Below are 22,237 nucleotides of genomic sequence, written 5' to 3' on the forward strand. Positions count from 1 at the left end.
CGTAGGTCTCCACGAGGAACGCCGGGCGGCCGGCGACCCGGCCGAGGAAGGCGTCGTGGTGCGGGTTCGCGGCGATGGCGGCGTACTCGCGGCGGACGTCCTCCCGCGAGGCGCCCTGCATCATCCAGTACGCCGAGCGCGGGTGGGTGACCCAGGCGTGCAGGAGGTCGAGGTCGCGAGCGAGGTCGAGGGGCTCGATCGTGATCTGGCCGATCAGGGAGGCGGTCATCGGGCGAGCCTCCTGTCGCAGCCTGGTCGGGCACTCCGAAGGTCTGCACCGCGATCCGCTTCTCGATCGGGTACACCTCGCGGCCGAGCATCGCGGCGATGATCACGGAGTTGCGGTACGGGCCCATGCCGAGGTCCGGCGCGAGCAGGGAGTGGGTGTGCTCCTCGGCGTTCTGCACGAAGATCTCACCGCCGGCGACGTCGACGGAGTAGTCCTCCGCGACGTCGTACCGACCCTTGGCGTCGCGGCGGATCCGGTCCTCCACGCCGCGCAGGAAGGCAGGCTCGGTGGGGCCGTAGCCCGTCGCGAGCACCAGTCCGCCGGTACGCAGGGAGAAGGCCTCGCCGGTCTCGGTGTGCAACAGGTCGAGGTGGGCGCCGGCCCGCCCGAGGGGGCGGGCGTCGCGGACCTCGGTGTGGGTGAGCAGCGTCGTGCGCGGGCCGTCGCCGGTGACCCGCTGCTGGTAGTGCAGGTCGTAGATCGCGTCCACGAGGTCCGCGCTGATCCCCTTGAAGAGGTGGCGCTGGTCGCGGGCCAGCCGGTCGCGGGTCTCCATCGGGAGCGCGCGGTGGTAGGCGCCGTACTCCGGCGAGGTCATCTCCAGGGTGAGCCTTCGTGTACTCCATCGGGAAGAAGCGCGGGCTGCGGGTGAGCCAGACCAGGCTCGTAGCCGTGCTCCGGTGCGGCCGAGAGCAGGTCGAGGTAGATCTCCGCGGCGCTCTGCCCGCTGCCGACGACGGTGATCCGCTCCTCCTGCTGCAGGCTCCTCGCGGTGCGCGAGGTAGTCGGCGGAGTGCGTCACCGCGCGCTCCCCGAGAAGGGGGCACAACGGCGCCGGCACCCGTGGCGAGGTGCCGACGCCGAGCACCAGCCGGCGGGCGCGGAAGGCCGCGCCCGCCGCGGTCCGGACCAGGTACGCCGAGCCGTCGTGCTCGACGTCGGTGACGGCCTGGCCGAAGCGGATCCCCGGCAGGCTCTCGGCCGCCCAGCGGCAGTAGTCGTCGTACTCCCGGCGCAGCGGGTAGAAGGCTCTCCCGGATGTAGAACGGGTAGAGGTGGCCGCTCTGCTTGAGGTAGGCTGAGGAAGGACCAGCGCGAGGTCGGGTCCGCCATCGTGACGAGGTCGGCGAGGAAGGGCACCTGCAGGGTCGCGTCGTCGAGGAGCATCCCCGGGTGCCAGTCGAAGCGGTCGCGCGCCTCCAGGAAGACGCCGTCGAGGTCGCCGGACCCACGCAGCGGGTCGGTGAGACAGGCCAGGCCGAGGTTGAACGGACCGAGGCCGATGCCGACGAAGTCGTGGGTGATCACCGGGCCACCCCCGCCGGGACGGAGGCGAGCCGGGCGCCGACGGTGCGGACCGCGTCGAGCACACCGACGATGTCGGCGGCCGTGGCCATCGGGTTGAGCAGGGTGAGCTTTGAGGTGCTGCACGCCGTCGACCTTGGTGGCGGCGACCATCGCGGTGCCGCTGGCGTAGAGCCTCGGCACGGATCGCGGTGTTGAGCAGCGCGAGCGCGTTGTCGTCGAGGTCGGTCTCGCGCGGGACGTAGCGGAACACCAGGGTGCTCAGCTCGGGCGCCGCGGCGACCTGCAGGTCCGGCTCGTCGGCGACCAGCGCGTGCACCTCGGCCGCGAGGTCGATCACCGCGTCGACGTACCCGCCGAGGAGGTCGGGACCCATCGTGCGCAGGGTCATCCAGAGCCTTGAGCGCGTCGAAGCGGCGCGTGGTCTGCAGGGACTTGTCGACCTGGTTGGGGCTCGTCGACTCGCGGGGGTTGAGGTAGTCGGCGTACCAGGTCGCGGGGCGCAGGGTGGCCCGGTCGCGGACCACGATCGCGCTGGAGGAGACCGGCTGGAAGAAGGTCTTGTGGAAGTCGATGGTGACCGAGTCGGCGCGGTCGATGCCGTCGAGCCGGGAGCGTCGGGTGGGCGAGACGAGCAGCCCGCCGCCGTACGCCGCGTCGACGTGCAGCCACGCGTCGTAGGCCCGGGCCAGGTCGGCGATCGCGGGCAGCGGGTCGATCGCGCCGAAGTCCGTCGTGCCGGCGGTGGCGACGATGGCCATCGGCACCAGGTGCAGGTCGACGCAGGCGGCGAGCGAGCGCTCCAGCGCGACCGGGTCGAGCCGGTGCCGCTCGTCGGTCGGCACGCTGATGACGGCCTCGTCGCCGAGGCCCAGCAGCCGCGCGGACTTCTGCACCGAGAAGTGGCTCTCGGCCGAGGCGAGGATCCGCAGCCGGCCGGCGTCGACGCGCTCGTGGCGGCCACGGGCGAGCAGCAGGCCCTGGAGGTTGGACTGGCTGCCGCCGCTGGTGAAGACGCCGTCGGCCTCGGGGCCGAAGCCGATCCGCGCGGCGGTCCACTCGATCAGCCGGCGCTCGATGAACGTGCCGCCGACGCTCTGGTCGAAGGTGTCCAGCGAGCCTGTTGACCGAGGCGACGAAGAGCCTCCGCCAGCAGCGCGGGTACGACGACCGGGCAGTTCAGGTGCGCGGCGTAGCGCGGCTCGTGGAACCACACCGCGTCGTCCAGCCAGAGCGCGGAGACCTCGGCCAGCACCTCGTCCAGGCCGTCGAGCGGGCGTTCCAGGTCGACCGCGGCGACCCGCGCCTCGGCCTCCTCGGGCTGGCGGCCGGTCGCCGGCCCGCCGACACCCTTGAGGTGGCTCAGCAGGTGGTCGAGACCGGTGCCGATGGTGGCCGCGTAGTGGTCCGCGTGGGCGGGGTGGAAGACGTGGTGCAGCGGGAGCCTGGGGCACGGGAAGGCTCTCCTCCGAGATCAGGTAAGCCTTACCTAATCAGAAGCCGTCACGCGTGTCACCAGCAGCACCCGGTGTCCCGCGTCACACCCCCACGGGACGCACGGCGTAAGGATGGCGGTGCACGGCGCGTCTCCCTGCTGTGGGAGTCATGCAGCAGGAGGCGAAAGATCCGCGGTCAGAACGGTACGTCGTGCTGTGCCGACGACGTGACCGACCGGACGACCTGCTGACCGTCTCCGGGCCCTACCCCGATGCCGCTACGGCGTGGCGTGCCGCCGGCGCCGAGCGGTCCGCCGAGCCTGGATTGGCCCGCCGGGGACGGCGACCTGGTCTTCGAGGTCGCTCCTCTGCTCGCCGACGACCGGCGGTGAGGGCAGACCGGGCAGGGGAGCGATCACGCGGTGGCGAAGATGGCGCGGGCCGTCGTACCCGCGCCGGTGAGGGTGAGCGAGCCGCGCACGGCCCCGACCGGATCGGCGAAGCGCAGGTGCACGACGACAACCGTCCGGCCACCACCCGCGGGGAGCGTGCACCGCAGCCGCGCGGCCGAGGCGGCATAGGTCGCCGGCTCGCAGGAGGCCCCACCAGCCGTGACCGCCATCGCGGAGACGCCACTCGCCGCGACCGTCAGCAGCCGGGTGCCACCGGGCTCGACCACGGTGGTCACGTCGGCGACCCGGACCTGGTCGTTGCCGGAGACCGAGACACGCGGTTCGCCGATCGTCGGGACCGGTGCGTCCGCACGGGTCTCCGGCTGACGGGCCGGCGGGCTCTGCTGCCTCACCTGCTCGCTCGGCCGCACGACCGGAGGGACAGACGGAGGCACCGGGGTCGAGGCCCGGCGGCGGGGCCGGGGATCCGCCACCGGCCTGTCCGCCGAAGCCGGTACGGCGACGCTCGGGCTGCTCTCGCGGACCACGCGCCGCGGCTCGCCGTCGGCACCGAGCAGGTAGCCGGCGCCCAGCACGAGGCCCGCAACCACGGCACCGGCGACCATCGCCACGGTGGCGACCTTGACCGGCCCGGCTGCCGCGATCGAGCCTCGGGCGCTCGGCGCACCGCTCACGACCGAGAGCACGACGGCGGGCGTCAAGACCGCAGCGAGATTCTCGTTGATCCGGCTCAGGTCGGCCACCGCCCCGCTGCAGCGGGCGCACCCGTCGAGATGTGCGTCCACCGCGTCCTGATCGCCGGGCGTGAGCCTGACCACGGACGTAACGGGGCGACTTGGCACTCATGGTGCCGCAATCTCGGTCGACCACGTGCTCGAGATGGTCGGCAAGGTAGGCCTGGCGCAGCCCCTCACGGGCACGGAAGGCCAGCACGCCGAGCGCATTCGGCGTCAGACCGAGCGCCCTGGCCGCCGTCTCGTTGGGCTCACCGAGGACGACGGTGCGCCACAGCACCTGCTGCCAGGACGGGCGGAGCCGGGTGAAGACGCGTTTCATCGGCGAGGCGTCGACCCGGTCGAGGACCTGGTCCGCGAGGTCCACCTCGACCGCGAGACTCGCCGACCGTCGCCATGTCGGCAACCGGGATCTCGCCACCGGTACGACGGATCGAGTCGACGTGGGTGTGCCGGACGGTGGTCAGCAGGTAGGCACGGAAGTTCTTGTCCGGACCACGCCCGGCCCGCACCAGCCGGTAGATCCGCGCGAACGCCTCCGCCGCCCGGTCCTGGGCGTGGTCGGCGCCGGCCAGACCTGCGGCATAGTCGCAGGCCGACGGGTAGTACCGCCGGAACAGGCTCGTCGAACGCACGGTCGTCGCCGTCGCGCGCGATGCTCAGCAGACTCGACGTCGGTCAGGCTCCCTCACAGCGGCGGGCAAAGCCGCACGACACCGAACCCCAGGTCGGCTCCGTCCCGGCCGGACTCGATCCGCTCGTCGCGGTCCGCGGCGGCCAGTGCGGCGATCGCCGACTCGTAGGGCCCGTTGAAGAGCGTCCTCCCCGTGGACCGGTCGCGGCGCACCACGACGTAGGGCGAGTCCAAGGCCTCGGTCTCCGCGGACATCATCGCGGCGAACAGCCGGGCCAGGACGTCGGGGTCGTCGTACCAGTCCTCGTCGATGCGGCGAGAGAGATGCATGGTCGTTCCTCAGGCTTTCTGGTCGATCCCGCGGCCCGCCCAGGCCCGTCCCTGTGGGGTGGGCGGACCCGGGCAGGCCGGTCTCCGAACGCTCTTCTCCGGCGGTAGGGGGACAACCATCGAGAGATCAACGGCGTTCGGAAACCCCTCCCACGAGGAGGACGCGGCGGAGCGTGTCCGCTTTACGCCGCCTCGTGAACCCTCACGACGCGCCGCCGCTGACCACGCGCGGCACACACACCAGCCTGCTTGCCGGCGCGACCGCGGTAGAGCTCCGGGAACCTCACCACCGTCGATGCTCCGGCCGGGAGCGTGAGCTCCCTTCTGCTTGCTGCCCAGAACCTCGGAGGTCATCTTCCGGACGATCGCGAACTTGACGAGGTACTTCCGGGTGACGCCCTCCTCGTTGGTGAGCGTGCCTCGACCGGACCACACACCGCCGGCGTCGGCGGCACACGTGACCTTCCCGAGGGCGTCGATCGCGCCCACCGGGTCCACCAGGTCGGCGGTGTCGCCGCTGACCGTCGCCGTGTCGTGGGCCGAGCTTGCCGCCCGGGCGGGCTGCTCCGGCGAGTCCTCGCCGGAGCAGCCCGACAAGCCACCAGTCAGTGTGGCCGCGGCCGCGAGGGCCACTGCCACCCGTCGGATGCTCGTCATGTCAGGCCGCCCTCAGGTGGCGGCCGTCGGCACGCCCTCGGCGACGACCGCCCACCAGGAGCAGACCGCCCCCGGCGACCAGCCCTCCACCGAGCGCCAGGAGCGCAAGGCTCGGGCCGCCCGTGTTGGGCAGGCCGGCCGCCGTACCGCCCACGGTCGAGGTCGGGACCTTCACCGTGTCGTCGTTGGACGGGCTGGGGTGGCCATGGGGATCGGTTCCGACGGCTCCCGCGGTGTTGACGACCGCCCCCGAGGACACGTCCGCCGCGGTGATGACGTACGGCGCGTCGGCCGTGCAGACCACCGAGGCACCCGGTGCGAGGACGTCGGGTGAGCACGTCACCGTGATCCCGGCACCCGCGAGCATGGAGTCCTCGACGGTCAGGTCGCGCAGGGTCACGTTGCCGGTGTTGGTCAGGCTCGAACGCGTAGCCGATCTCGTCACCGGCATCGGTCTGCCCGTTGCCGTTGACGTCCTCGACACCCGTCACCCGCTTGTCGAGGACCAGCCCCGGTGCGACGACGACCGGGGTGGTGGTCGTGTCGGGCGGCGAGACGACGTCGTCCTTCGGGTCGTCCGGGTCACCCTTCGGGCCCTCACCCTTGGCGGTCGCGACGTTGTCGACCGAGCCGCCATCGACATCGGCCTGCGTGATCACGTAGGCCTCGTCGGCCGTGCAGGTGGTCGAGTCGCCAGGCGCGAGGGTCGTCGTTGCACAAGCTCACCGGTCCCGCGAGCGGGTCGGAGACGGCCAAGTGCGTCAGGGTCACGTTGCCCGTGTTGGTCGACTCGAACTCCCACCGGATCTCGTCACCCAGGTCCGTGCGGTGGTTGCCGTTGAGATCGGTCACCGAGGCGACCCGCTTGTCGAGCAGCAGCGCCGGCTTCTGGACGACCGGGGTGGTGGTCGTGTCGGGCGGCGTCGTGACATCGTCCTTCGGGTCGTCAGGGTCACCCTTCGGGCCCTCGCCCTTGGCCGTCGCGATGTTGTCGACCGAGCCGGCTTCCACGTCGGCCTGGGTGATCACGTAGGGGTTGTCCGCAGTGCAGACCACCGACGCACCCGGCGCCACCGTGCCCGGCGAGCAGGTCACCGCACCGGCCAGAGGATCGGAGACCGCGAGGCCGGTCAGGGTGACCGTGCCCTGGTTGGTCAGGCTCGAACTCCCACCGGATCTCATCACCCAGGTCGGTGCGACCGTTGCCGTTGACATCGGTCACCGAGGCGACCCTCTTGTCGAGGCTCAGCCTTCGCAACCTGCTCCACGGGCGTGGTGGTCGTGTCCGGGTTGGACGGGACGTCGTCGCTCGGGTCGTCCGGGTCTCCCTTCGGGCCCTCGCCCTTGGCCGTCGCGATGTTGTCGACCGAGCCGGCTTCCACGTCGGCCTGGGTGATCACGTACGCGTTGTCGGCCGAGCACACCACGGAGTCTCCGGGGGCCACCGTGCTCGGCGAGCAGGTCACCGCACCGGCCAGAGGATCGGAGACCGCGAGGCCGGTCAGGGTGACCGTGCCCTCGTTGGTCAGCCTCGAACTCCCACCGAATCTCATCACCCAGGTCGGTACGACCGTTGCCGTTGACATCGGTCACCGAGGCGACCCGCTTGTCGAGGCTCAGCCTTCGCAACCTGCTCCACGGGCGTGGTGGTCGTGTCCGGGTTGGACGGGACGTCGTCGCTCGGGTCGTCCGGGTCTCCCTTCGGGCCCTCACCCTTTGCCGTCGCCGTGTTGACCACCGTGCCGGCGTCGACGTCGGCCTGCGTGATGACGTAGACGTCGTCGGCCGTGCACAGCGTCGATGCACCCGGCGCCAGGGTGGTGGCCGCACAGGTCACCGGCCCAGCCAGCGGGTCGCTCACCGCCAGGTGGGTCAGCGTGACGTTCGAGCCTGTTCGTCAGCTCGAACTCCCACTGGATGGTGTCACCCAGGTCGGTGATCCCGTTGCCGTTGACGTCCGTCACCGACGACACCCGCTTGTCCAGCAGCAGCGCGGTCTTCTGGTCCACCGGCGTCGTCGTGTCGTCCGGCGGGGAGACGACGTCGTCCTTCGGGTCGTTGGGGTCGCCCTGGGGGCCCTCACCCTTCGAGGTCGCGACGTTGTCCACCGAGCCGGCCTCCATGTCGGCCTGCGTGATCGCGTAGGCCGCGTCCGCCGTGCACAGCGTCGAGGCACCCGGCGCCAGGGTGGTGGCCGCACAGGTCACCGGACCGGCCAGCGGGTCGCTCACCGCGAGGTGGGTCAGCGTGACGTTCGAGTTGTTGGTCAGGCTCGAACTCCCACTGGATGGTGTCACCCAGGTCGGTCAGCCCGTTGCCGTTGACGTCGGTCACCGAGGCGACCCGCTTGTCCAGCAGCAGAGCGGTCTTCTGGTCCACGGGAGTGGTGGTCGTGTCCGGGTTCGACGGGACGTCGTCCTTCGGGTCGTTCGGGTCGCCGCCCGGCGGCTCTCCGGACGAGGTCGCCCGGTTGTCCACCGAGCCGGCCTCCATGTCGGCCTGCGTGATGACGTGGACGTCGTCCGCGGTGCACGTGGTCGAGGCACCCGGCGCCAGCGTGGTCGCCGCACAGGTCACCGCACCGGCCAGCGGGTCGCTGACCTTCAGGTCGGTGAGGGTGACCGTTCCCGTGTTCGTCAGGCTCGAACTCCCACTGGATCTCGTCACCGAGGTCGGTCAGTCCGTTGCCGTTGACGTCGGTCACCGAGGCGACCCGCTTGTCCAGGGAAAGTCTGGCGACCTGCTGCACCGGGGTCGTGGTGGTGTCCGGGTTGGACTTCACGTCGTCACTCGGGTCGTTCGGGTCGCCGCCCGGCGCCTCACCCTTCGACGTGGCGGTGTTGACGACCTTGCCGGCGTCGACGTCGGCCTGCGTGATGACGTGCACGGCGTCCGCCGTGCACGTGGTCGACGCGCCCGGCGCGAGCGTCGTCGCCGCGCAGGTGACCGGACCGGCCAACGGGTCGACGACCGCGAGGTCGGTGAGCGTGACGTTCGAGTTGTTGGTCGACTCGAACTCCCACTGGATCTCGTCACCCAGGTCGGTCAGCCCGTTGCCGTTCACGTCCGTCACGGAGGACACTCGCTTGTCGAGGACGAGCTCGGTGTCGACCGCCTCGACCGGCGTACGCGTGCTGTCCGGGTTGGACGGCACGTCGTCGCTGGGGTCGTTCGGGTCTCCACCCGGCCCTTCGCCCTTGGCGGTCGCGACGTTCAGGACCTCACCGGTAGTGACGTCCGCCGCCGTGATGGCGTACGACGCATCCGCGGTGCACAACGTCGAGGCACCCGGCGCCAGCGTGGTCGCCGCACAGGTCACCGCACCGGCGAGCGGGTCGGAGACCTTCAGGTCGGTCAGGGTCACGTTCGACTCGTTGGTGAGCTCGAACTCCCACTGGATGGTGTCGCCCTCGTCGGTGATCCCGTTGCCGTTGACGTCGGTCACCGACGCCACCCGCTTGTCCAGGACGAGTCTGGTCGTCTGGTCCAGCGGCGTGATCGTGGTGTCGTCGTTCGACCTCACGTCGTCTCCTGGCACCGCGGGATCGCCCCAGGGCGCCTCGCCGGTCGAGGTGGCGATGTTCTCCACCGAGCCGGCCTGGACGTCCGCGGCGGTGATGACGTACGCCGCGTCCGCGGTGCAGGTCGTGGTCGCGCCGGGAGCCAAGGTGGTCGTCGCACAGGTCGCGGAGCCGGCCAGGGGGTCGACGACCTTCACGTCGGTCAGGGTGACCTGGGACTGGTTGGTCAGGTCGAACTCCCACTGGATGGTGTCACCGGCGTCGGTGAGCCCGTTGCCGTTGACGTCGGCCACCGAGGCGACCCGCTTGTCGAGCACCAGCCTGGTCGTCGGCGGCTGCGGCGGGTTCACGCACGCGGAGTTGTCAGTGGTCGTACCGGTCTCGCCCGAGGCCGCGGCCACCGCGTTGAACAGGCCCGTGCCGGAACCGGCGCAGGTCGTGGCCGGCTTGCCGTCGGTGAACCGGAACGTCAGCACCATGTCGTAGGTGTGCGTGACACCCGCGCCGATGCTCGTCGTGCCGCTCGTCAGGGCGTACGGCGCCGAGGCGTCCGAACCGCCGGCCGGCGCGCCCGCGCCCGAGGTCGTCCAGGTCGCACCCAGCGGGACGAGGTTCGCCGAGAACGCCGGGGTGTCGACCAGCGCGCCGTAGCTGCCGTTGCCGTCACCGGAGTTGGTCACCGTGACCTGGTACTTGACGGTGTAGTTGCCCGCCGCGTCCGGCCCGGAGATGACGGGCGCGGCGCCGGCGGTCTTCTTGATGTTGATGTCCGGGAGGCTTCGGGACGTTGGTGAAGGTGCACAGGATGTCGGAGCGCACTGGTGCGGTCGGCATGGTGAAGGTGCCGGTGGCGCCGTTCCCGGAGGCGACGACGGCGCTGCCGTTGGCGGTGTCGACGCAGCGCCAGGTGCTGGTGTAGTCGCTCAGCCTGGGCGCCCGCGGCACCCGTCTCGCTCACCGTGTACGTCGTGCCGTGCTCGCCACGGGCCGGGCCGGCCGTCTCCGCGGCGGTGGCCTGGACTCCGGTGTCGGTACCGGCCGTCGTTCCCGTGTTGCCGGTGGCGATCCCGCCGCCGGTGACGCTCACGGTGAACTGGTCGCTCGCGACGCGGCGGCCGTCCGGGAGGTCCTTCTGGACCCGGATCGTGCTCGGGTCGACGACCGTCAGCACAGGCTGGGTCCGGCGGGACGAGGTTGGTCGTGACGTTGGTGGCGTCGTTGGTGTAAGTGCCCGGGGTCGCCGAGACGACGTCCACCGTGACCGTGCAGGACGCCTGACCCAGCGCCAGGTCACCGCCCGTGACCGAGATCGACGTGCTCCCGGGGGCGGCGGTGCGCACCAGGGCGGCGCCGGTCGTCGAGGTGCAGGTCCCGCCGACATTGGGCGTCGGGGCGACCCGCACTCCCGCGGGCAGGTTGTCGGTGAAGGTCCAGTCCGGCTTGGCCTGGAGGTCGGTGGTGTTGGTGACGGTGAAGGTCAACGTCGAGACGCTGCTCGGCGGGCAGGTCGCCGCGCCGGCCGGGCAGGAGGTGACCGTGGTCGGGCTGAAGGCCTTGTCCAGGCTCGGCGTGACGTCCACGATCTGCGGCAGGTCGAAGGACACGTCGTTGCCGTTGCCGTTGGCGCGGGCGTTGAACAGCCTGCAGACCCAGGCTCGGCGTGCCGGTCGGGGGCATCTGGATCGCGGCAGACTGCAGGCTTCACCACGCGAGTCCCGTCGGCGTACGTCGTGCCACCCGGCGCGGTGCAGGGGTCGAGACCGGAGCTCAGCGTGGTCGGGGTGCCGTTGATGACCAGCGAGAACGTCATGCTGGCGTGGTTGGAGAAGCAGTTGACCTCGGCGAAGTAGGCCGAGACGGCGTAGTAGTGACCGGCGACCGCCTGGATGCCGCTGTTCGTCTTGAGCTCGTAGCCCGCGGCGATCGTGCCCGAGGGGGCGTTGGTGTACTCAGTGAGCACCTGGTTGCTCGCGGCCTGCGCGGCGCTCTGGCCCTGGGCGAGGCCGAGGTTGACGGCCATCGCCTGGGTCGGCCCCATCCGGCCGGCTGGTTGTTGGCGCAGCCCGCGTCGGTGGTCGGCAGCAGCGTGGTCGGTCTCATCACCCAGCCGTTGCACTGCCCCCCGGCCGGCGTGTACTGCGGGTCGGCGGTGTAGGTCATCCCGGCCGCGCCCGTGTAGTTGAGGAGGCTGACCCCGGTCGGCGAGGCGTTCTGGTTCGAGAAGTCCTCGCTGAACAGCGGGACCCCGGCCTCGGGCACACCGGCGGCGGCCAGGGAGAGCCGGTCCTCCGTGCTGGGTGCAGCACTCCCGGTGCTGCCGCTCGTGACCGACGGCAGGGAGAAGAGCGCGGTGACGGCGACCAGCAAGAAGGCCGACAGGCTGCGGGCATACCGCGTGCGTCCCATCGGACGGCGACGGCGGGGGCGCGCCCTCGGCGCCTTCACTGCGGGCGTGTGGTCATCGGCAGACCGATGCTTCATGTGCGCTACTCCATACCTCGACGGCGGACGTCCGGCGCGTGGCCGGGGTTCGGGTCGGGTCACGGCCGAGACCCCGCGCCCGGCGACATGACGTGGGCGCGCACGTCGTCATTACGAGCCGGGTCCCCTGTGGCGTGTGACCTGACGCACACCGGGACCGCTCCCACGACGACGGCGCACGAAGGACGCACGTCGCTGACATCGACGCTAGGCGCGGTCACAGGGTCGGGGGCAGCCCGAAAGCGAGGACGCCGCGGCCACTTCACGCGACACGCCTCGGAGTAGCATCAGCAAGAGGTGTGACGCAGGTCACCGGAGCAGCGCTCGGGGGGAAGAGGGAGCATGGCGGTCCTGAGCCGACTCCACGTGGTGCGGTCGAGCGACCTCGACGAGGCCACGGCGGAGGCAGAGCGGATCTTCTACCCGAACGAGCCTGCGGACGTGGGGCACCGACTTCGGGATGAAGGTGACGGTCGCCCAGCCTGGCCTCCATCACGGCCGGGATCGTGACCTTCGACAGCCGCACCCAGGCTCTCCGTCGAGGGTCTCGGTGTCGCCTACCACGTGAACGTCGGTCTCGACGGAGCGATCGAGTCACGGTGCGGCACCAGCACGATGACCGCCGACCCTGCGACCGCCGCGATCTTCCGGCCCGTCGGCGACTCGGCGATCCGCGGGTGGGAGCGCGGAACCGAGCGGATGCTGACCCTGAAGATCGAGCGGGCGACGCTCGAGCAGCACCTTCGGCTGCTGACCGGCCGCGAGGTCCGAGGTCACATCGGCTCGAGCCGGCCCTCGACCTGCGCTCCGGGCTCGGGGCGCAGTGGATGCTGATGGCCCAGGCCGTCGCGGCCGCGCTGGAGCGCGGGACGCATGGCACCCCCATGCTGCACCCCGAGATGGCGGTCCGGTTGTCCGACGCGGTGATGACCGGCCTGCTGCTCGCCGCGGACCACCAGTACCGCGACCTCCTCCACCGCCCCGCCCCTGCTGCCCGGCCGGCGAGCATCCAGCGCGTCATCGACCTTCTCCACGACCAGCCGGGCGAGCCTGTGGACGCTCACCACCCTCGCCGACCGAGCCGGAGTCAGCCCGCGCTCCCTCCAGGAGGGTTTCGCGCGCTACGTCGGCGCGTCGCCGATGCGCTACCTGACCCAGGTGCGTCTGGACCGGGCCCACCACCGACTCCAGGTCTCCGACCCCGACGACGTCACCGCCAGCACGATTGCCAGCACCTGGGGGTTCACCAACTACGGCCGCTTCGCGCAGGCCTACCGGCGACGCTTCGGCGCGTCGCCGGCGGCCACTCTGCGCGGCTGAGGCTCAGCCCAGGTACTTCTCCCAGGGGCCGGTGATCGCGAAGGTCAGCCCCGGCGTCTGCATGTTGACGAAGAGCACCTTGCCGTCCTCGGAGAAGGTCGGGCCGGTGAACTCGGAGTCGTTGAGTCTGGTTGCGGGCGATCGCCTGGGCCGGCCCGTACGGCGTGGCGGACAGCACGTGCGAGGCGCCCACGCCGTCCTCGGCGAGCACCAACGAGCCCCACGGCGTGACGGTGACGTTGTCGGGGCCGTCGAAGACGAGGTCGTCGTACTTGGCGGCGGCACCGGTGGAGGCGGTCTTCTGGTGCGGGAAGTAGGCGACGAGCCTGGATCGTCTCCTGCTTGTAGTCGTAGAACCAGACCATGCCGTCGTGCGGGACGGCGTCGGCGGGCAGGTCCGCCTCGGCGAAGGCGAACGAGTTGACGACGTACACGCCCTCGTCAGTGCCGTAGACACCCTCGAACTTCTTGCCGCGGGTGACCTCTCCGGCGGCCGCGAACTGCTTGCGGGTCGAGGTCGTGCGGGCGTCCCGGTCCGGAACCGGCTTCCAGGTGACCGCGAAGGGCAGGCCGAGCCTGCGCGGAGGTCAGGTAGGCGACGTCGGGCAGCACCGAGCCGTCGGGCAGCAGGATCTGCATCGCGGCGAGGACGCCGGCGTCGTCGGCCAGCCTGTCCGCCAGGTTCGGGCCGAGACTCGACACCGCGCGGCGCGGTCCAGCGGTAGAACAGCCCGTTCGGGCCGGAGGCGTCCTCGGAGAGGAAGACGTGCTTGCGGGACTTGTCGATCGCCAGCGCCTCGTGCGCGTAGCGGCCGAACGCCTTGATCGGCTTGGGGTTGGTGCGCCCGTCGTGGAAGACCTCGAAGACGTAGCCGTGGTCCTTGGCGTAGGTGCCGCTCTTGCCGTTGCCGCTCCACGCCTTGCCGGCCCGGTCCTCGGTCTCCTCGCAGGTCAGCCAGGTGCCCCACGGGGTCGGGCCGCCGGCGCAGTTGGTGGAGGTGCCGGAGATCGCGACGTGCTCGCCGAGGTTGGTGCCGCGGCTGTCGGTGGCGATCACCGTGCAGCCGCCGGCGTCGATCGCGCCCTCGTCGTAGACCGTCCCCGGGCGGTGGGGCACGCCGAGCGCGGAGCCCGCCTTGAGCCTCGTGGTTCTGGATGAGGCGGTACTTGCCGCGGCCGGTCGAGAACACCGCGGTGCCGTCGTGCGCCTCGGGCGTGAGGCCACCGCCCTCGAGCTTGGTGACGCCGGCGCGGGTCACCACGGTGTACCGGAAGCCGGCGGGCAGCGCGAGCAGGCCGGCCGGGTCGTCCTGGAGGGGCGGGAAGGGGGTGATGCCCTTGCCGTGCACGGGGCGGCCCGGGCCGGGGCGGCCGTTGCCGTTGCCGGGCGTGGACTGCGCGAGGGTGGGCATCGAGCCGGTCACGGCGAGGCCGACACCGGCGGCGCCGCCGGCGAGCATGGTGCGTCGAGTGGTCATCTCGGGAGGTTCCTCTTCGGGTCGTCGGGTCGTGCGTCCAACCGGCCCAGCCAAGCCGCAGGCCGTGGAGGAGAGCCGACCAGCAGGTGAACGGCAGGCGGCCCCGCGGCAGCCGTTCATCGCGTCGTACCGACCGCTCATCGACAAGCCGTCCCCACTCGGCGCACGGCCGGACCGCACCCCTGCCCGCGTGAGCGTCGTCACTCCTAGCGTCGGGGACGTCCGTGACCGCGGTCACACCGATCCCGAGGAGGCAGCCCGTGTCATCCGACCTCTCCCCCCACGACTCGCCCCACGAGTCGCCCGAGTCGAACGACGTGGCGGCCCGCCACGATCCCGTCTACGACCAGCCTGCACGCCTCGGCGGAGTTCGCCGAGTCTGCGCCGCCGCTACCGGGGCTTCGTGTTCCCCGCCACCATCGCCTTCCTGGCCTGGTACCTGCTCTACGTCGTGCTCTCCAATTGGGCCGGCGACCTCATGGGCAGGCAGGTGGTCGGCAACGTCAACGTGGCCCTCGTGTTCGGGCTGCTGCAGTTCGTGACGACCTTCGTGATCGCCTGGCTCTACAGCCGCTACTCCAACGCCAAGCTCGACCCGCTGGCCCGCGAGACTCGACGAGCGCTTCGTCGCCCTCACGCAGGGCACGCCGTCGCGGGGCACGCAGGGGGTGAGCGCTGATGGACCACCAGGTGCTCACCGCCGTCCTCTTCCTCAGCGTCGTCGCGCTGACCCTCTTCATCACGATCCGGGCCAGCCGCCAGACCAGCGGCACCGCGGACTTCTACGCCGGCGGCCGGTCGTTCTCCGGCTTCCAGAACGGCTTGGCCATCGGCGGCGACTACATGTCTGCCGCGTCCTTCCTGGGCATCTCCGGCGCCATCGCCCTCGCCGGGTACGACGGCTTCCTCTACTCGATCGGCTTCCTGGTCGCGTGGCTGGTGGCCCTGCTCCTGGTCGCGGAGATGCTGCGCAACTCCGGCAAGTTCACGATGGCCGACCAGCCTGGCCTACCGGATGCGGCAGCGCCCGGTCCGCACCGCGGCGGCGACCTCGACGGTCGTGGTCTCGATCTTCTACCTGCTCGCCCAGATGGTCGGCGCGGGCAGCCTGGTCGTGCTGCTGCTCGGCATCGACAAGGAGAACACCCTCGCCGTCAGCGGCGTGATCGCCGGCGTCGGCGCGCTGATGATCGTCTACGTCACGGTCGGCGGCATGAAGGGCACCACCTGGGTGCAGATCGTCAAGGCGGTCCTGCTGATGGCGGGCTCGGCGCTCATCGTCGTCCTGGTGCTGGCGAAGTTCGACTTCAACCTCTCCGAGCCTGCTCGGCACGGCCGCCTCGGAGTCCGGCAAGCCGGGCTTCCTCGAGCCGGGCCTGAAGTACGGCATCGACACCACCCACAAAGCCTGGACTTCCTCAGCCTCGGCATCGCGCTGGTGCTCGGCACCGCCGGGCTCCCGCACATCCTGGTCCGCTTCTACACCGTGCCGACCTCGCGGGACGCCCGGAAGTCGGTGCTCTGGGCGATCGGCCTGATCGGCGTCTTCTACCTGTTCACCCTGGTCCTGGGCTTCGGCGCCGCGGCGCTGCTCAAGACCGGCGCCGGCAGCGACGTCGCCAACAGCGGCGGCAACCTGGCCTCACCGCTGCTCGCCGAGGCGGTCGGTGGAGGAGCCGGGTCGACCGGTGGCGCGATCCTGCTCGCGGTGATCTCCGCGGTGGCCTTCGCGACCATCCTCGCGGTGGTCGCCGGGCTCACCCTCACCTCGTCGACCTCGGTCGCCCACGACATCTACAACTCGGTGATCCGCAAGGGCAGGGCCACCGAGGCGGAGGAGATCCGGGTGACCCGGTACGCCGCCGCCGGGCTCGGCGTCGTCTCGATCCTCCTGGCGATCCCGGCCCGCAACCTGAACATCGCCTTCCTCGTCGCCCTGGCCTTCGCGGTCGCGGCATCGGCGAACCTGCCGGCGATCGTCTACAACATGTTCTGGCGGCGCTTCAACACCCGCGGCGCGACCTGGAGCATCTACGGCGGGCTGATCTCCTGCATCACGCTGGTGATCTTCTCCCCCGTCGTCTCCGGCAAGGGCCTGGACCCGGCGGGCAAGAACCTGTCCCTGCTGCCCACCAGCATCGACATCGCCTGGTTCCCGCTGGAGAACCCCGGCCTGATCTCGATCCCGCTCGGCTTCTTCTTCGGCTGGCTCGGGACGGTCACCTCGAAGGAGCCGGCGGCCGAGGAGAGGTTCACCGAGCTCGAGGTCCGTGCCCTCACCGGCGCGGGTGCCGAGCAGGCCGTGCAGCACTGAGCCGACCCCTCCCCACCCCGGCGACCGGAGGCCGGGACGGCGCACCCGTCCCGGCCTCCGGCAACTCGGATGCAACCCCTTGCGAGCACAGTGGGTACGGCGCCTAGTGTGGGCTGTGCCACCCAATTCATGATCAGGAGAATCACCGTGAGCGACACCGAGCAGACCCTCGCGAACCTGCTGAAGGAGGAGCGCCGCTTCGAGCCTCCCGCGGACCTCGCGGCGCACGCCAACGTCAAGGCCGACGCCTACGACGCGGCCGCCGCCGATCGCGAGGGCTTCTGGGCCGAGCAGGCCGCCCGCCTCTCCTGGGACCGGCAATGGGACCAGGTGCTCGACTGGAGCGAGGCGCCCTTCGCGAAGTGGTTCGTGGGCGGCACGCTCAACGCGGCCTACAACTGCGTGGACCGCCACGTCGAGGCCGGCCGGGGTGACAAGGTCGCGATCCACTGGGTGGGCGAGCCGGAGGGCGACACCCGGGACCTGACCTACGCCCAGGCTCAAGGACGAGGTGTCCCAGGCCGCCAACGCGCTGACCGAGCTCGGGGTCGGCAAGGGAGATCGGGTGGCGATCTACCTGCCGATGATCCCCGAGGCGATCGTCACGATGCTCGCCTGCGCGCGGATCGGCGCCCCGCACACGGTGGTCTTCGGCGGCTTCTCCGCCGACGCGCTCGCCTCGCGGATCGACGACTGCGAGGCGAAGGTCGTCGTCACCTCCGACGGCGGGTACCGCCGCGGTACGCCGTCCGCGCTCAAGCCGGCGGTGGACGAGGCGCGCACCAAGACCGACAAGGTCCAGAAGGTGCTCGTCGTGCGTCGTACCGGCCAGGACGTGGCGTGGGACGACGCCGTCGACGTGTGGTGGCACGACGCGGTCGGCTCGGCCTCGACCGAGCACACGCCCGAGGCGTTCGACGCCGAGCACCCGCTCTACGTCATGTACACCTCCGGCACGACGGGCAAGCCGAAGGGCATCCTGCACACCACGGGCGGCTACCTCACCGGCGCGTCGTACACCCACCACGCGGTCTTCGACCTCAAGCCGGACACCGACATCTACTGGTGCACCGCCGACATCGGCTGGGTCACCGGGCACTCCTACATCGTCTACGGGCCGCTCGCCAACGGCGTCACCCAGGTGCTCTACGAGGGCACGCCGGACTCCCCGGAGCCGGGCCGCTGGTGGAAGATCATCCAGGACTACAAGGTCACGCTCTTCTACACCGCGCCCACGGCGATCCGCTCGTTCATGAAGCAGGGCCACGAGGTGCCGGACTCCTTCGACCTGTCCTCGCTGCGGATCCTCGGCTCGGTCGGCGAGCCGATCAACCCCGAGGCCTATGTCTGGTACCGCCACGTCATCGGTGGCGACCGCACCCCGGTCGTCGACACCTGGTGGCAGACCGAGACCGGCTCGGTGATGATCTCCCCGCTGCCCGGTGTCACCGCCGGCAAGCCGGGCTCGGCGATGAAGGCGATCCCCGGCATCGAGGCCGACGTCGTCGACGACGAGGGCCGCTCGGTGCCCAACGGCTCCGGCGGCTACCTGGTCGTCACCTCGCCGTGGCCCTCGATGCTGCGCACGATCTGGGGCGACGACGACCGGTACGTCGACACCTACTGGTCGCGCTTCAAGGCGCAGGGCTACTACTTCGCCGGCGACGGCGCCAAGAAGGACACCGACGGCGACATCTGGGTGCTGGGCCGGGTCGACGACGTCATGAACGTCTCCGGCCACCGGCTCTCCACCACCGAGATCGAGTCCGCCCTGGTCTCGCACCCGAAGGTCGCCGAGTCCGCGGTCGTCGGCGCCAGCGACCCCGACACCGGCCAGGCGGTCGTCGCCTACGTGATCCTGCGCAACGAGGCCGGGGACGGTGGCGCCGACATCGTGAAGGAGCTCAGCGACCACGTCCGCAAGGAGATCGGCCCGATCGCCAAGCCGCGCCAGATCATGATCGTCCCGGAGCCTGCCGAAGACCCGCTCGGGCAAGATCATGCGCCGGCTGCTGCGCGACGTCGCCGAGGGCCGTGCCGTCGGGGACACCCAGACGCTCGCCGACGCCTCGATCATGGACCTCATCTCGGCCGGCCAGGCCACCTCGACCGAGGACTGACCGCTCCTGGTCCGGCCGGGCTCAGCCCCCGGCCGGACCCGCGGAGGACCGCAAGCGCGGCGGCGTAGGGGTCCGCGGCGTGCTGTACCCGCACGCCCCGGCGCCGCAGCACGATGTGCAGACCCTGGTCGCCGACCGGGATCCGGGCGGCCGCGACCTCGGGCCCGTCGCCGAAGAGCCGGCCGAGGGCGTCGTCGTCCACGGGGAGCCTCCCGAGGTGTCCGAACCACTAGGTTCGGGGTTCATCGCACCCTTCGACCCACCCGGGAGGAACCCACCGTGCCCGTCCTTCATCCCGTCGACTGGTCCGCGCTCCCGCCCACGCTGACGGAGTTCTGGACCGAGCGGCACCTGTGCACGCTGAGCAGCCTCGACAAGGACGGCGCCCCGCACGCCGTACCGGTCGGGGCGGTGCTCGACCTCGCGCAGCAGTGCGCGTGGATCATCACCGACGGCGGCTCGCAGAAGGCCGCCAACCTGCGCCGGGACGCACGGCTCGCCGTCAGCCAGGTCGAGGGCGCCCGCTGGTCGACCATCATCGGCAGCGCCACGGTGCTCGACGACGCGGCATCGGTCGCCCACGCCTGCGCGCGGTACGCCGAGCGCTACCGCGTGCCGCGCGAGAACCCCACCCGGGTGGCGTTGCGGATCAGCGTCGAGCGCTTCCTCGGCTCCTCGCAGGTGCTGCCCCGCTGAGCCCCCCGGTCGTCCCGGTGGTCTCGGCGCCGCAGGTGCTGCTCGGTGAGGACCAGCGCGGCGAGGAGGCCACCCAGGTAGAGCAGTGTCGCCTCAGGGCCGACCGTGTCCTCGCTCACCTCGATCGGCGCACCGCGCACCAGGGCCCACCCGAGAGTGACCAGCGCCAGGACGACCGGGAAGACCAGCCGGTCGGCGAGGTCGCGGCGGTAGAGCACCTGCCAGGCGGATCCGGCGGCCAGGCCCCCGACGAGGTACGGCGCCCGGTGCGCATCCGTCAGGCCCTCGACCACCTGTGCGAGCAGCGTCCCGGCGAGCGGGAGAACCCACCACGCCCACCCCTGGCGTGCGGCGCGGTCACGGGCCCGTCCTTCCATGTCCCGAGGATGCCAGAGCCCGGCGGGCGGCACGAGGACCTCGGCGCCTCGCTGGGGCTCAGCGCTCGGCGCGCGCCAGGTTCTCCCGCAGGCTCCTCCGCGGTCTGGCGCGGGCCGTAGGCGGGCTGGTCCCGCTCGACCCGCCAGGTCTCGGCGAGCGAGCCGATGTCGACGGTGTCGAAGCCGAAGGCGTCGTAGACCGCCGTGACCAGGCTCGACGGCCTCGGGGTGGTCGCTCGCGGTGGCCAGTGCCCGGCGGTCCGGGGTCCCGGCGGGCGTGCCGTCGGTGGTGATCTCGGCGGCGCCGATGTGGTTGAAGGCCTTGGCCACCTTCGACTCGGCGAAGTGGCGCTGGGCCAGGCTCGGTCGTCGTCGTGCGCTTCTCGTCGAGACTCGGCGATGTGGCCGTCGCGCTCGAAGTAGTAGTTGTTCGTGTCCAGCACGATCTTGCCGGCGAGCGGCGCGGCCGGGATGTCCTCCAGCGCCTTCAGCGGCACGGTCACCACGACCCACTCACCCGCCTCAGCGGCCTCGGTGACGCTCGCCGCACGGGCTCGCTCGCCCGGGCGGCTCACGAGGTCCGTCAGCGTCTCGGGACCGCGCGAGTTGGCGATCACCACCTCGTGCCCTTGCGCGAGGAGACCCTCCGCGACCGCACTGCCGATGTGTCCTGCTCCGATGATTCCCACAGTCGTCATGGAGGTGGAGCGCCGCGGGCAGCCGTCTTCATTCCCGCCGTGGCGAGGTCAGCAGGATCGCCACGCCGACCACGGCGGAGAGCACGGAGGCGAGCAGGATCCCGATCTTGGCGTCGTCGGTGAGGACCGGGTCGCTGAACGACAGCCCGGCGATGAACAGCGAGACCGTGAACCCGATGCCGGCCACGGCGCCGACGCCGGCGACCTGGCGCCACGAGGTCTCCGGGGGCATCCGGCCCACCCCGAGCCTTGATCGCGAGGAAGCCTGGCCAGCACGATGCCGAGCGGCTTGCCGAGGACGAGCCCCAGGCCCACGCCCAGGCCGACCGTCGAGGTGATCGCCTCGCCGATGCCGTCGAGCGCGACGCCCGCGTTGGCGAGGGCGAACACCGGCAGCACGACGTACGCCGACAGGGGGTGCAGGCGCGCCTGGAGGCGCTCGACGACCGGGACGGACTCACCGACCAGGAAGCGCAGCCGGTGCAGGCTCGTCGGCGTCGAGGTCGTTGTCGCGCAGCGCCTCGGCGGCGTAGTCCGTCGCGACCTCGGGCCGCAGCAGCGCGACGGCCGGCGTGAGCAGGCCGATGGCGACGCCGGCGAGGGTCGCGTGCACGCCGGACTCGAGCAGGGCGAACCACACACCCACGCCGAGCACGACGTAGACCGGGACCGCCCACACCCGCGCTGCGCGCAGCACCGCCATCACCGCGAGCAGGCCGAGGGCGATGCCGAGCCAGCCCAGGGAGAGCTCGTCGGTGTAGAACACCGCGATGACCAGGATGGCGCCGATGTCGTCGACGATCGCGAGCGTCAGCAGGAACAGCCGGGCCGCCGAGGGCACGCGACGGCCGAGCACGCCGAGCACACCGACGGCGAAGGCGATGTCCGTCGCCATCGGGATGCCCCAGCCCGCCCCGGTCGCGCCGCCGCCCGCCAGGGCGACGTAGATCAGCGCCGGGACGACCATCCCGCCGATCGCGGCGACGATCGGCAGCGCGGCGGTGCGCGGGTCCCGGAGGTCGCCGTGCACCGAACTCGTGCTTGATCTCCAGGCCGACCACGAAGAAGAACAGCGTCATCAGGCCGTCGTTGACCCAGTGCTGCAGGGACTCCTCGATCCGCCAGCCGCCGAGACTCGACCGCGAGCGGGGTGTGCCAGAAGTGGTCGTAGCCCGACGCCCATCCCTCCACCGGCAGGTTCACCCAGAGCAGGGCGAGCACGGTCGCGCCGAGCAGCAGGACCGAGCCCGCGGACTCGACGCGGAGGAACTCGCGCACCGGACGGCCGACGTAGCGGGCCAGGGGACGGTCGCTGGCCACCCAGACCGGCTTGCCACGCCACAGGTCGTCGGGCGCCTGGTGCGGAGAGGGGGGCGTCTGGGTCATGGATTCGCTCCATCGTTTCGTGGGCAGGGGACATCACCTGCCGACCAGACTTCCCGGCGCACCTGCAGCCATCGTACCGATGTCGGTAAGGTCGGTCGCATGGCCATC

The 22,237-nt window shown here is 71.3% G+C and carries 24 protein-coding genes and 7 pseudogenes; 7 read left to right on the forward strand and 24 right to left on the reverse strand.

The window, feature by feature from the left end; genetic code table 11:
* Positions 1 to 43: 43 nt before the first annotated feature.
* The 14 genes and pseudogenes from G5V59_RS20380 to G5V59_RS20445 all read right to left on the reverse strand — a co-directional run.
* A pseudogene (locus G5V59_RS20380) lies at positions 44 to 229 on the reverse strand (GNAT family N-acetyltransferase); the annotation flags it as partial.
* Positions 230 to 584: 355 nt separating this feature from the next.
* Positions 585 to 1,601: pseudogene (locus G5V59_RS20385) on the reverse strand (SidA/IucD/PvdA family monooxygenase); the annotation flags it as partial.
* Positions 1,534 to 2,988 carry an aminotransferase class V-fold PLP-dependent enzyme gene (locus G5V59_RS20390; RefSeq protein ID WP_278257666.1) on the reverse strand — a complete coding sequence of 485 codons (1,455 nt, stop codon included), beginning with the start codon at positions 2,986 to 2,988 and terminating at the stop codon, positions 1,534 to 1,536. The gene G5V59_RS20390 and the pseudogene G5V59_RS20385, both read right to left, overlap by 68 nt.
* 397 nt (positions 2,989 to 3,385) lie before the next feature.
* On the reverse strand, positions 3,386 to 4,168 hold the full coding sequence (locus G5V59_RS20395) for a hypothetical protein (protein WP_278257667.1): 783 nt from the start codon (positions 4,166 to 4,168) through the stop codon (positions 3,386 to 3,388).
* Between the two features lie 200 nt (positions 4,169 to 4,368).
* Positions 4,369 to 4,752, reverse strand: coding sequence for a sigma factor (locus G5V59_RS20400; protein ID WP_278257668.1), 384 nt, complete (start codon positions 4,750 to 4,752; stop codon positions 4,369 to 4,371).
* 53 nt (positions 4,753 to 4,805) lie between these two features.
* Entirely contained in the window at positions 4,806 to 5,081 is a 276-nt protein-coding gene (locus tag G5V59_RS20405) for a hypothetical protein (RefSeq protein WP_278257669.1), read from the reverse strand.
* A 9-nt stretch (positions 5,082 to 5,090) separates the two neighbouring features.
* A complete protein-coding gene (locus tag G5V59_RS20410; protein ID WP_278257670.1) occupies positions 5,091 to 5,579 on the reverse strand; it encodes a hypothetical protein in 489 nt (162 codons plus the stop codon).
* A 155-nt stretch (positions 5,580 to 5,734) separates the two neighbouring features.
* A complete protein-coding gene (locus G5V59_RS20415; protein ID WP_278257671.1) occupies positions 5,735 to 6,397 on the reverse strand; it encodes a hypothetical protein in 663 nt (220 codons plus the stop codon).
* Positions 6,336 to 6,923, reverse strand: a complete 588-nt coding sequence (locus G5V59_RS20420) for a hypothetical protein (RefSeq protein WP_278257672.1) — start codon at positions 6,921 to 6,923, stop codon at positions 6,336 to 6,338. Before G5V59_RS20420 ends, G5V59_RS20415 begins: the two co-directional genes overlap by 62 nt.
* Positions 6,920 to 7,291 (reverse strand): hypothetical protein, encoded by a 372-nt coding sequence (locus G5V59_RS20425; protein ID WP_278257673.1) that lies wholly within the window; start codon positions 7,289 to 7,291, stop codon positions 6,920 to 6,922. Before G5V59_RS20425 ends, G5V59_RS20420 begins: the two co-directional genes overlap by 4 nt.
* Positions 7,292 to 7,447: 156 nt before the next feature.
* The gene (locus tag G5V59_RS20430; protein ID WP_278257674.1) at positions 7,448 to 8,035 is read right to left on the reverse strand and encodes a hypothetical protein; all 588 of its coding nucleotides are present in this window, start codon (positions 8,033 to 8,035) and stop codon (positions 7,448 to 7,450) included.
* Positions 8,032 to 9,939: a hypothetical protein gene (locus G5V59_RS20435; RefSeq protein ID WP_278257675.1), complete on the reverse strand. Its 1,908-nt coding sequence runs from the start codon at positions 9,937 to 9,939 to the stop codon at positions 8,032 to 8,034. The genes G5V59_RS20430 and G5V59_RS20435 overlap by 4 nt, the downstream gene beginning before the upstream one ends.
* Entirely contained in the window at positions 9,923 to 10,204 is a 282-nt protein-coding gene (locus G5V59_RS20440) for a hypothetical protein (protein WP_278257676.1), read from the reverse strand. The genes G5V59_RS20435 and G5V59_RS20440 overlap by 17 nt, the downstream gene beginning before the upstream one ends.
* Positions 10,183 to 10,863 carry a hypothetical protein gene (locus G5V59_RS20445; protein WP_278257677.1) on the reverse strand — a complete coding sequence of 227 codons (681 nt, stop codon included), beginning with the start codon at positions 10,861 to 10,863 and terminating at the stop codon, positions 10,183 to 10,185. Before G5V59_RS20445 ends, G5V59_RS20440 begins: the two co-directional genes overlap by 22 nt.
* Positions 10,864 to 12,082: 1,219 nt before the next feature.
* On the opposite strand from G5V59_RS20445, the gene G5V59_RS20450 reads away from it, so the two are divergent.
* A complete protein-coding gene (locus tag G5V59_RS20450; protein WP_278257678.1) occupies positions 12,083 to 12,250 on the forward strand; it encodes a hypothetical protein in 168 nt (55 codons plus the stop codon).
* Positions 12,247 to 13,095 carry a hypothetical protein gene (locus G5V59_RS20455; protein ID WP_278257679.1) on the forward strand — a complete coding sequence of 283 codons (849 nt, stop codon included), beginning with the start codon at positions 12,247 to 12,249 and terminating at the stop codon, positions 13,093 to 13,095. The genes G5V59_RS20450 and G5V59_RS20455 overlap by 4 nt, the downstream gene beginning before the upstream one ends.
* Here the strand turns inward: G5V59_RS20455 and G5V59_RS20460 are convergent.
* The 4 genes and pseudogenes from G5V59_RS20460 to G5V59_RS37285 form a co-directional block, all read right to left on the reverse strand.
* Positions 13,064 to 13,517: pseudogene (locus G5V59_RS20460) on the reverse strand (alkaline phosphatase PhoX). The gene G5V59_RS20455 and the pseudogene G5V59_RS20460 sit on opposite strands and share 32 nt — an antisense overlap.
* Positions 13,502 to 13,699 carry a hypothetical protein gene (locus G5V59_RS20465; RefSeq protein WP_278260324.1) on the reverse strand — a complete coding sequence of 66 codons (198 nt, stop codon included), beginning with the start codon at positions 13,697 to 13,699 and terminating at the stop codon, positions 13,502 to 13,504. Before G5V59_RS20465 ends, G5V59_RS20460 begins: the two are co-directional and overlap by 16 nt.
* 118 nt (positions 13,700 to 13,817) lie before the next feature.
* Positions 13,818 to 14,285: pseudogene (locus G5V59_RS37280) on the reverse strand (alkaline phosphatase PhoX); the annotation flags it as partial.
* Positions 14,257 to 14,679, reverse strand: a pseudogene (locus G5V59_RS37285) (hypothetical protein); the annotation flags it as partial. The pseudogenes G5V59_RS37285 and G5V59_RS37280, both read right to left, overlap by 29 nt.
* A 49-nt stretch (positions 14,680 to 14,728) precedes the next feature.
* Here G5V59_RS37285 and G5V59_RS20480 point away from each other — a divergent pair.
* From G5V59_RS20480 to acs, 4 genes and pseudogenes are all read left to right on the forward strand, one after another.
* Positions 14,729 to 15,217, forward strand: coding sequence for a DUF485 domain-containing protein (locus tag G5V59_RS20480; RefSeq protein ID WP_278257680.1), 489 nt, complete (start codon positions 14,729 to 14,731; stop codon positions 15,215 to 15,217).
* Positions 15,217 to 15,477: pseudogene (locus G5V59_RS20485) on the forward strand (cation acetate symporter); the annotation flags it as partial. The gene G5V59_RS20480 and the pseudogene G5V59_RS20485, both read left to right, overlap by 1 nt.
* A gap of 76 nt (positions 15,478 to 15,553) precedes the next feature.
* A complete protein-coding gene (locus tag G5V59_RS20490; protein WP_278257681.1) occupies positions 15,554 to 16,852 on the forward strand; it encodes a cation acetate symporter in 1,299 nt (432 codons plus the stop codon).
* A 129-nt stretch (positions 16,853 to 16,981) separates the two neighbouring features.
* A pseudogene (gene acs / locus G5V59_RS20495) lies at positions 16,982 to 18,972 on the forward strand (acetate--CoA ligase).
* On the opposite strand, the gene G5V59_RS20500 reads toward acs, so the two are convergent.
* Positions 18,935 to 19,174 carry a hypothetical protein gene (locus G5V59_RS20500; protein WP_278257682.1) on the reverse strand — a complete coding sequence of 80 codons (240 nt, stop codon included), beginning with the start codon at positions 19,172 to 19,174 and terminating at the stop codon, positions 18,935 to 18,937. The pseudogene acs and the gene G5V59_RS20500 overlap by 38 nt on opposite strands.
* A gap of 77 nt (positions 19,175 to 19,251) precedes the next feature.
* Here G5V59_RS20500 and G5V59_RS20505 point away from each other — a divergent pair, with 77 nt between their 5' ends.
* Positions 19,252 to 19,668, forward strand: a complete 417-nt coding sequence (locus G5V59_RS20505; protein ID WP_278257683.1) for a PPOX class F420-dependent oxidoreductase — start codon at positions 19,252 to 19,254, stop codon at positions 19,666 to 19,668.
* Here the strand turns inward: G5V59_RS20505 and G5V59_RS20510 are convergent.
* From G5V59_RS20510 to G5V59_RS20530, 5 genes are all read right to left on the reverse strand, one after another.
* On the reverse strand, positions 19,578 to 19,961 hold the full coding sequence (locus G5V59_RS20510) for a hypothetical protein (RefSeq protein WP_278257684.1): 384 nt from the start codon (positions 19,959 to 19,961) through the stop codon (positions 19,578 to 19,580). The two genes, G5V59_RS20505 and G5V59_RS20510, sit on opposite strands and share 91 nt — an antisense overlap.
* Positions 19,946 to 20,743 (reverse strand): NAD(P)-binding domain-containing protein, encoded by a 798-nt coding sequence (locus G5V59_RS20515; RefSeq protein WP_278257685.1) that lies wholly within the window; start codon positions 20,741 to 20,743, stop codon positions 19,946 to 19,948. The genes G5V59_RS20510 and G5V59_RS20515 overlap by 16 nt, the downstream gene beginning before the upstream one ends.
* Positions 20,744 to 20,771: 28 nt before the next feature.
* On the reverse strand, positions 20,772 to 20,984 hold the full coding sequence (locus G5V59_RS20520) for a Na+/H+ antiporter NhaA (protein ID WP_278257686.1): 213 nt from the start codon (positions 20,982 to 20,984) through the stop codon (positions 20,772 to 20,774).
* Between the two features lie 216 nt (positions 20,985 to 21,200).
* Positions 21,201 to 21,773, reverse strand: a complete 573-nt coding sequence (locus tag G5V59_RS20525) for a Na+/H+ antiporter NhaA (protein ID WP_278257687.1) — start codon at positions 21,771 to 21,773, stop codon at positions 21,201 to 21,203.
* Positions 21,692 to 22,129, reverse strand: a complete 438-nt coding sequence (locus tag G5V59_RS20530) for a Na+/H+ antiporter NhaA (protein ID WP_278257688.1) — start codon at positions 22,127 to 22,129, stop codon at positions 21,692 to 21,694. The genes G5V59_RS20525 and G5V59_RS20530 overlap by 82 nt, the downstream gene beginning before the upstream one ends.
* Positions 22,130 to 22,237: the final 108 nt, after the last annotated feature.

Source organism: Nocardioides convexus (assembly GCF_011090295.1).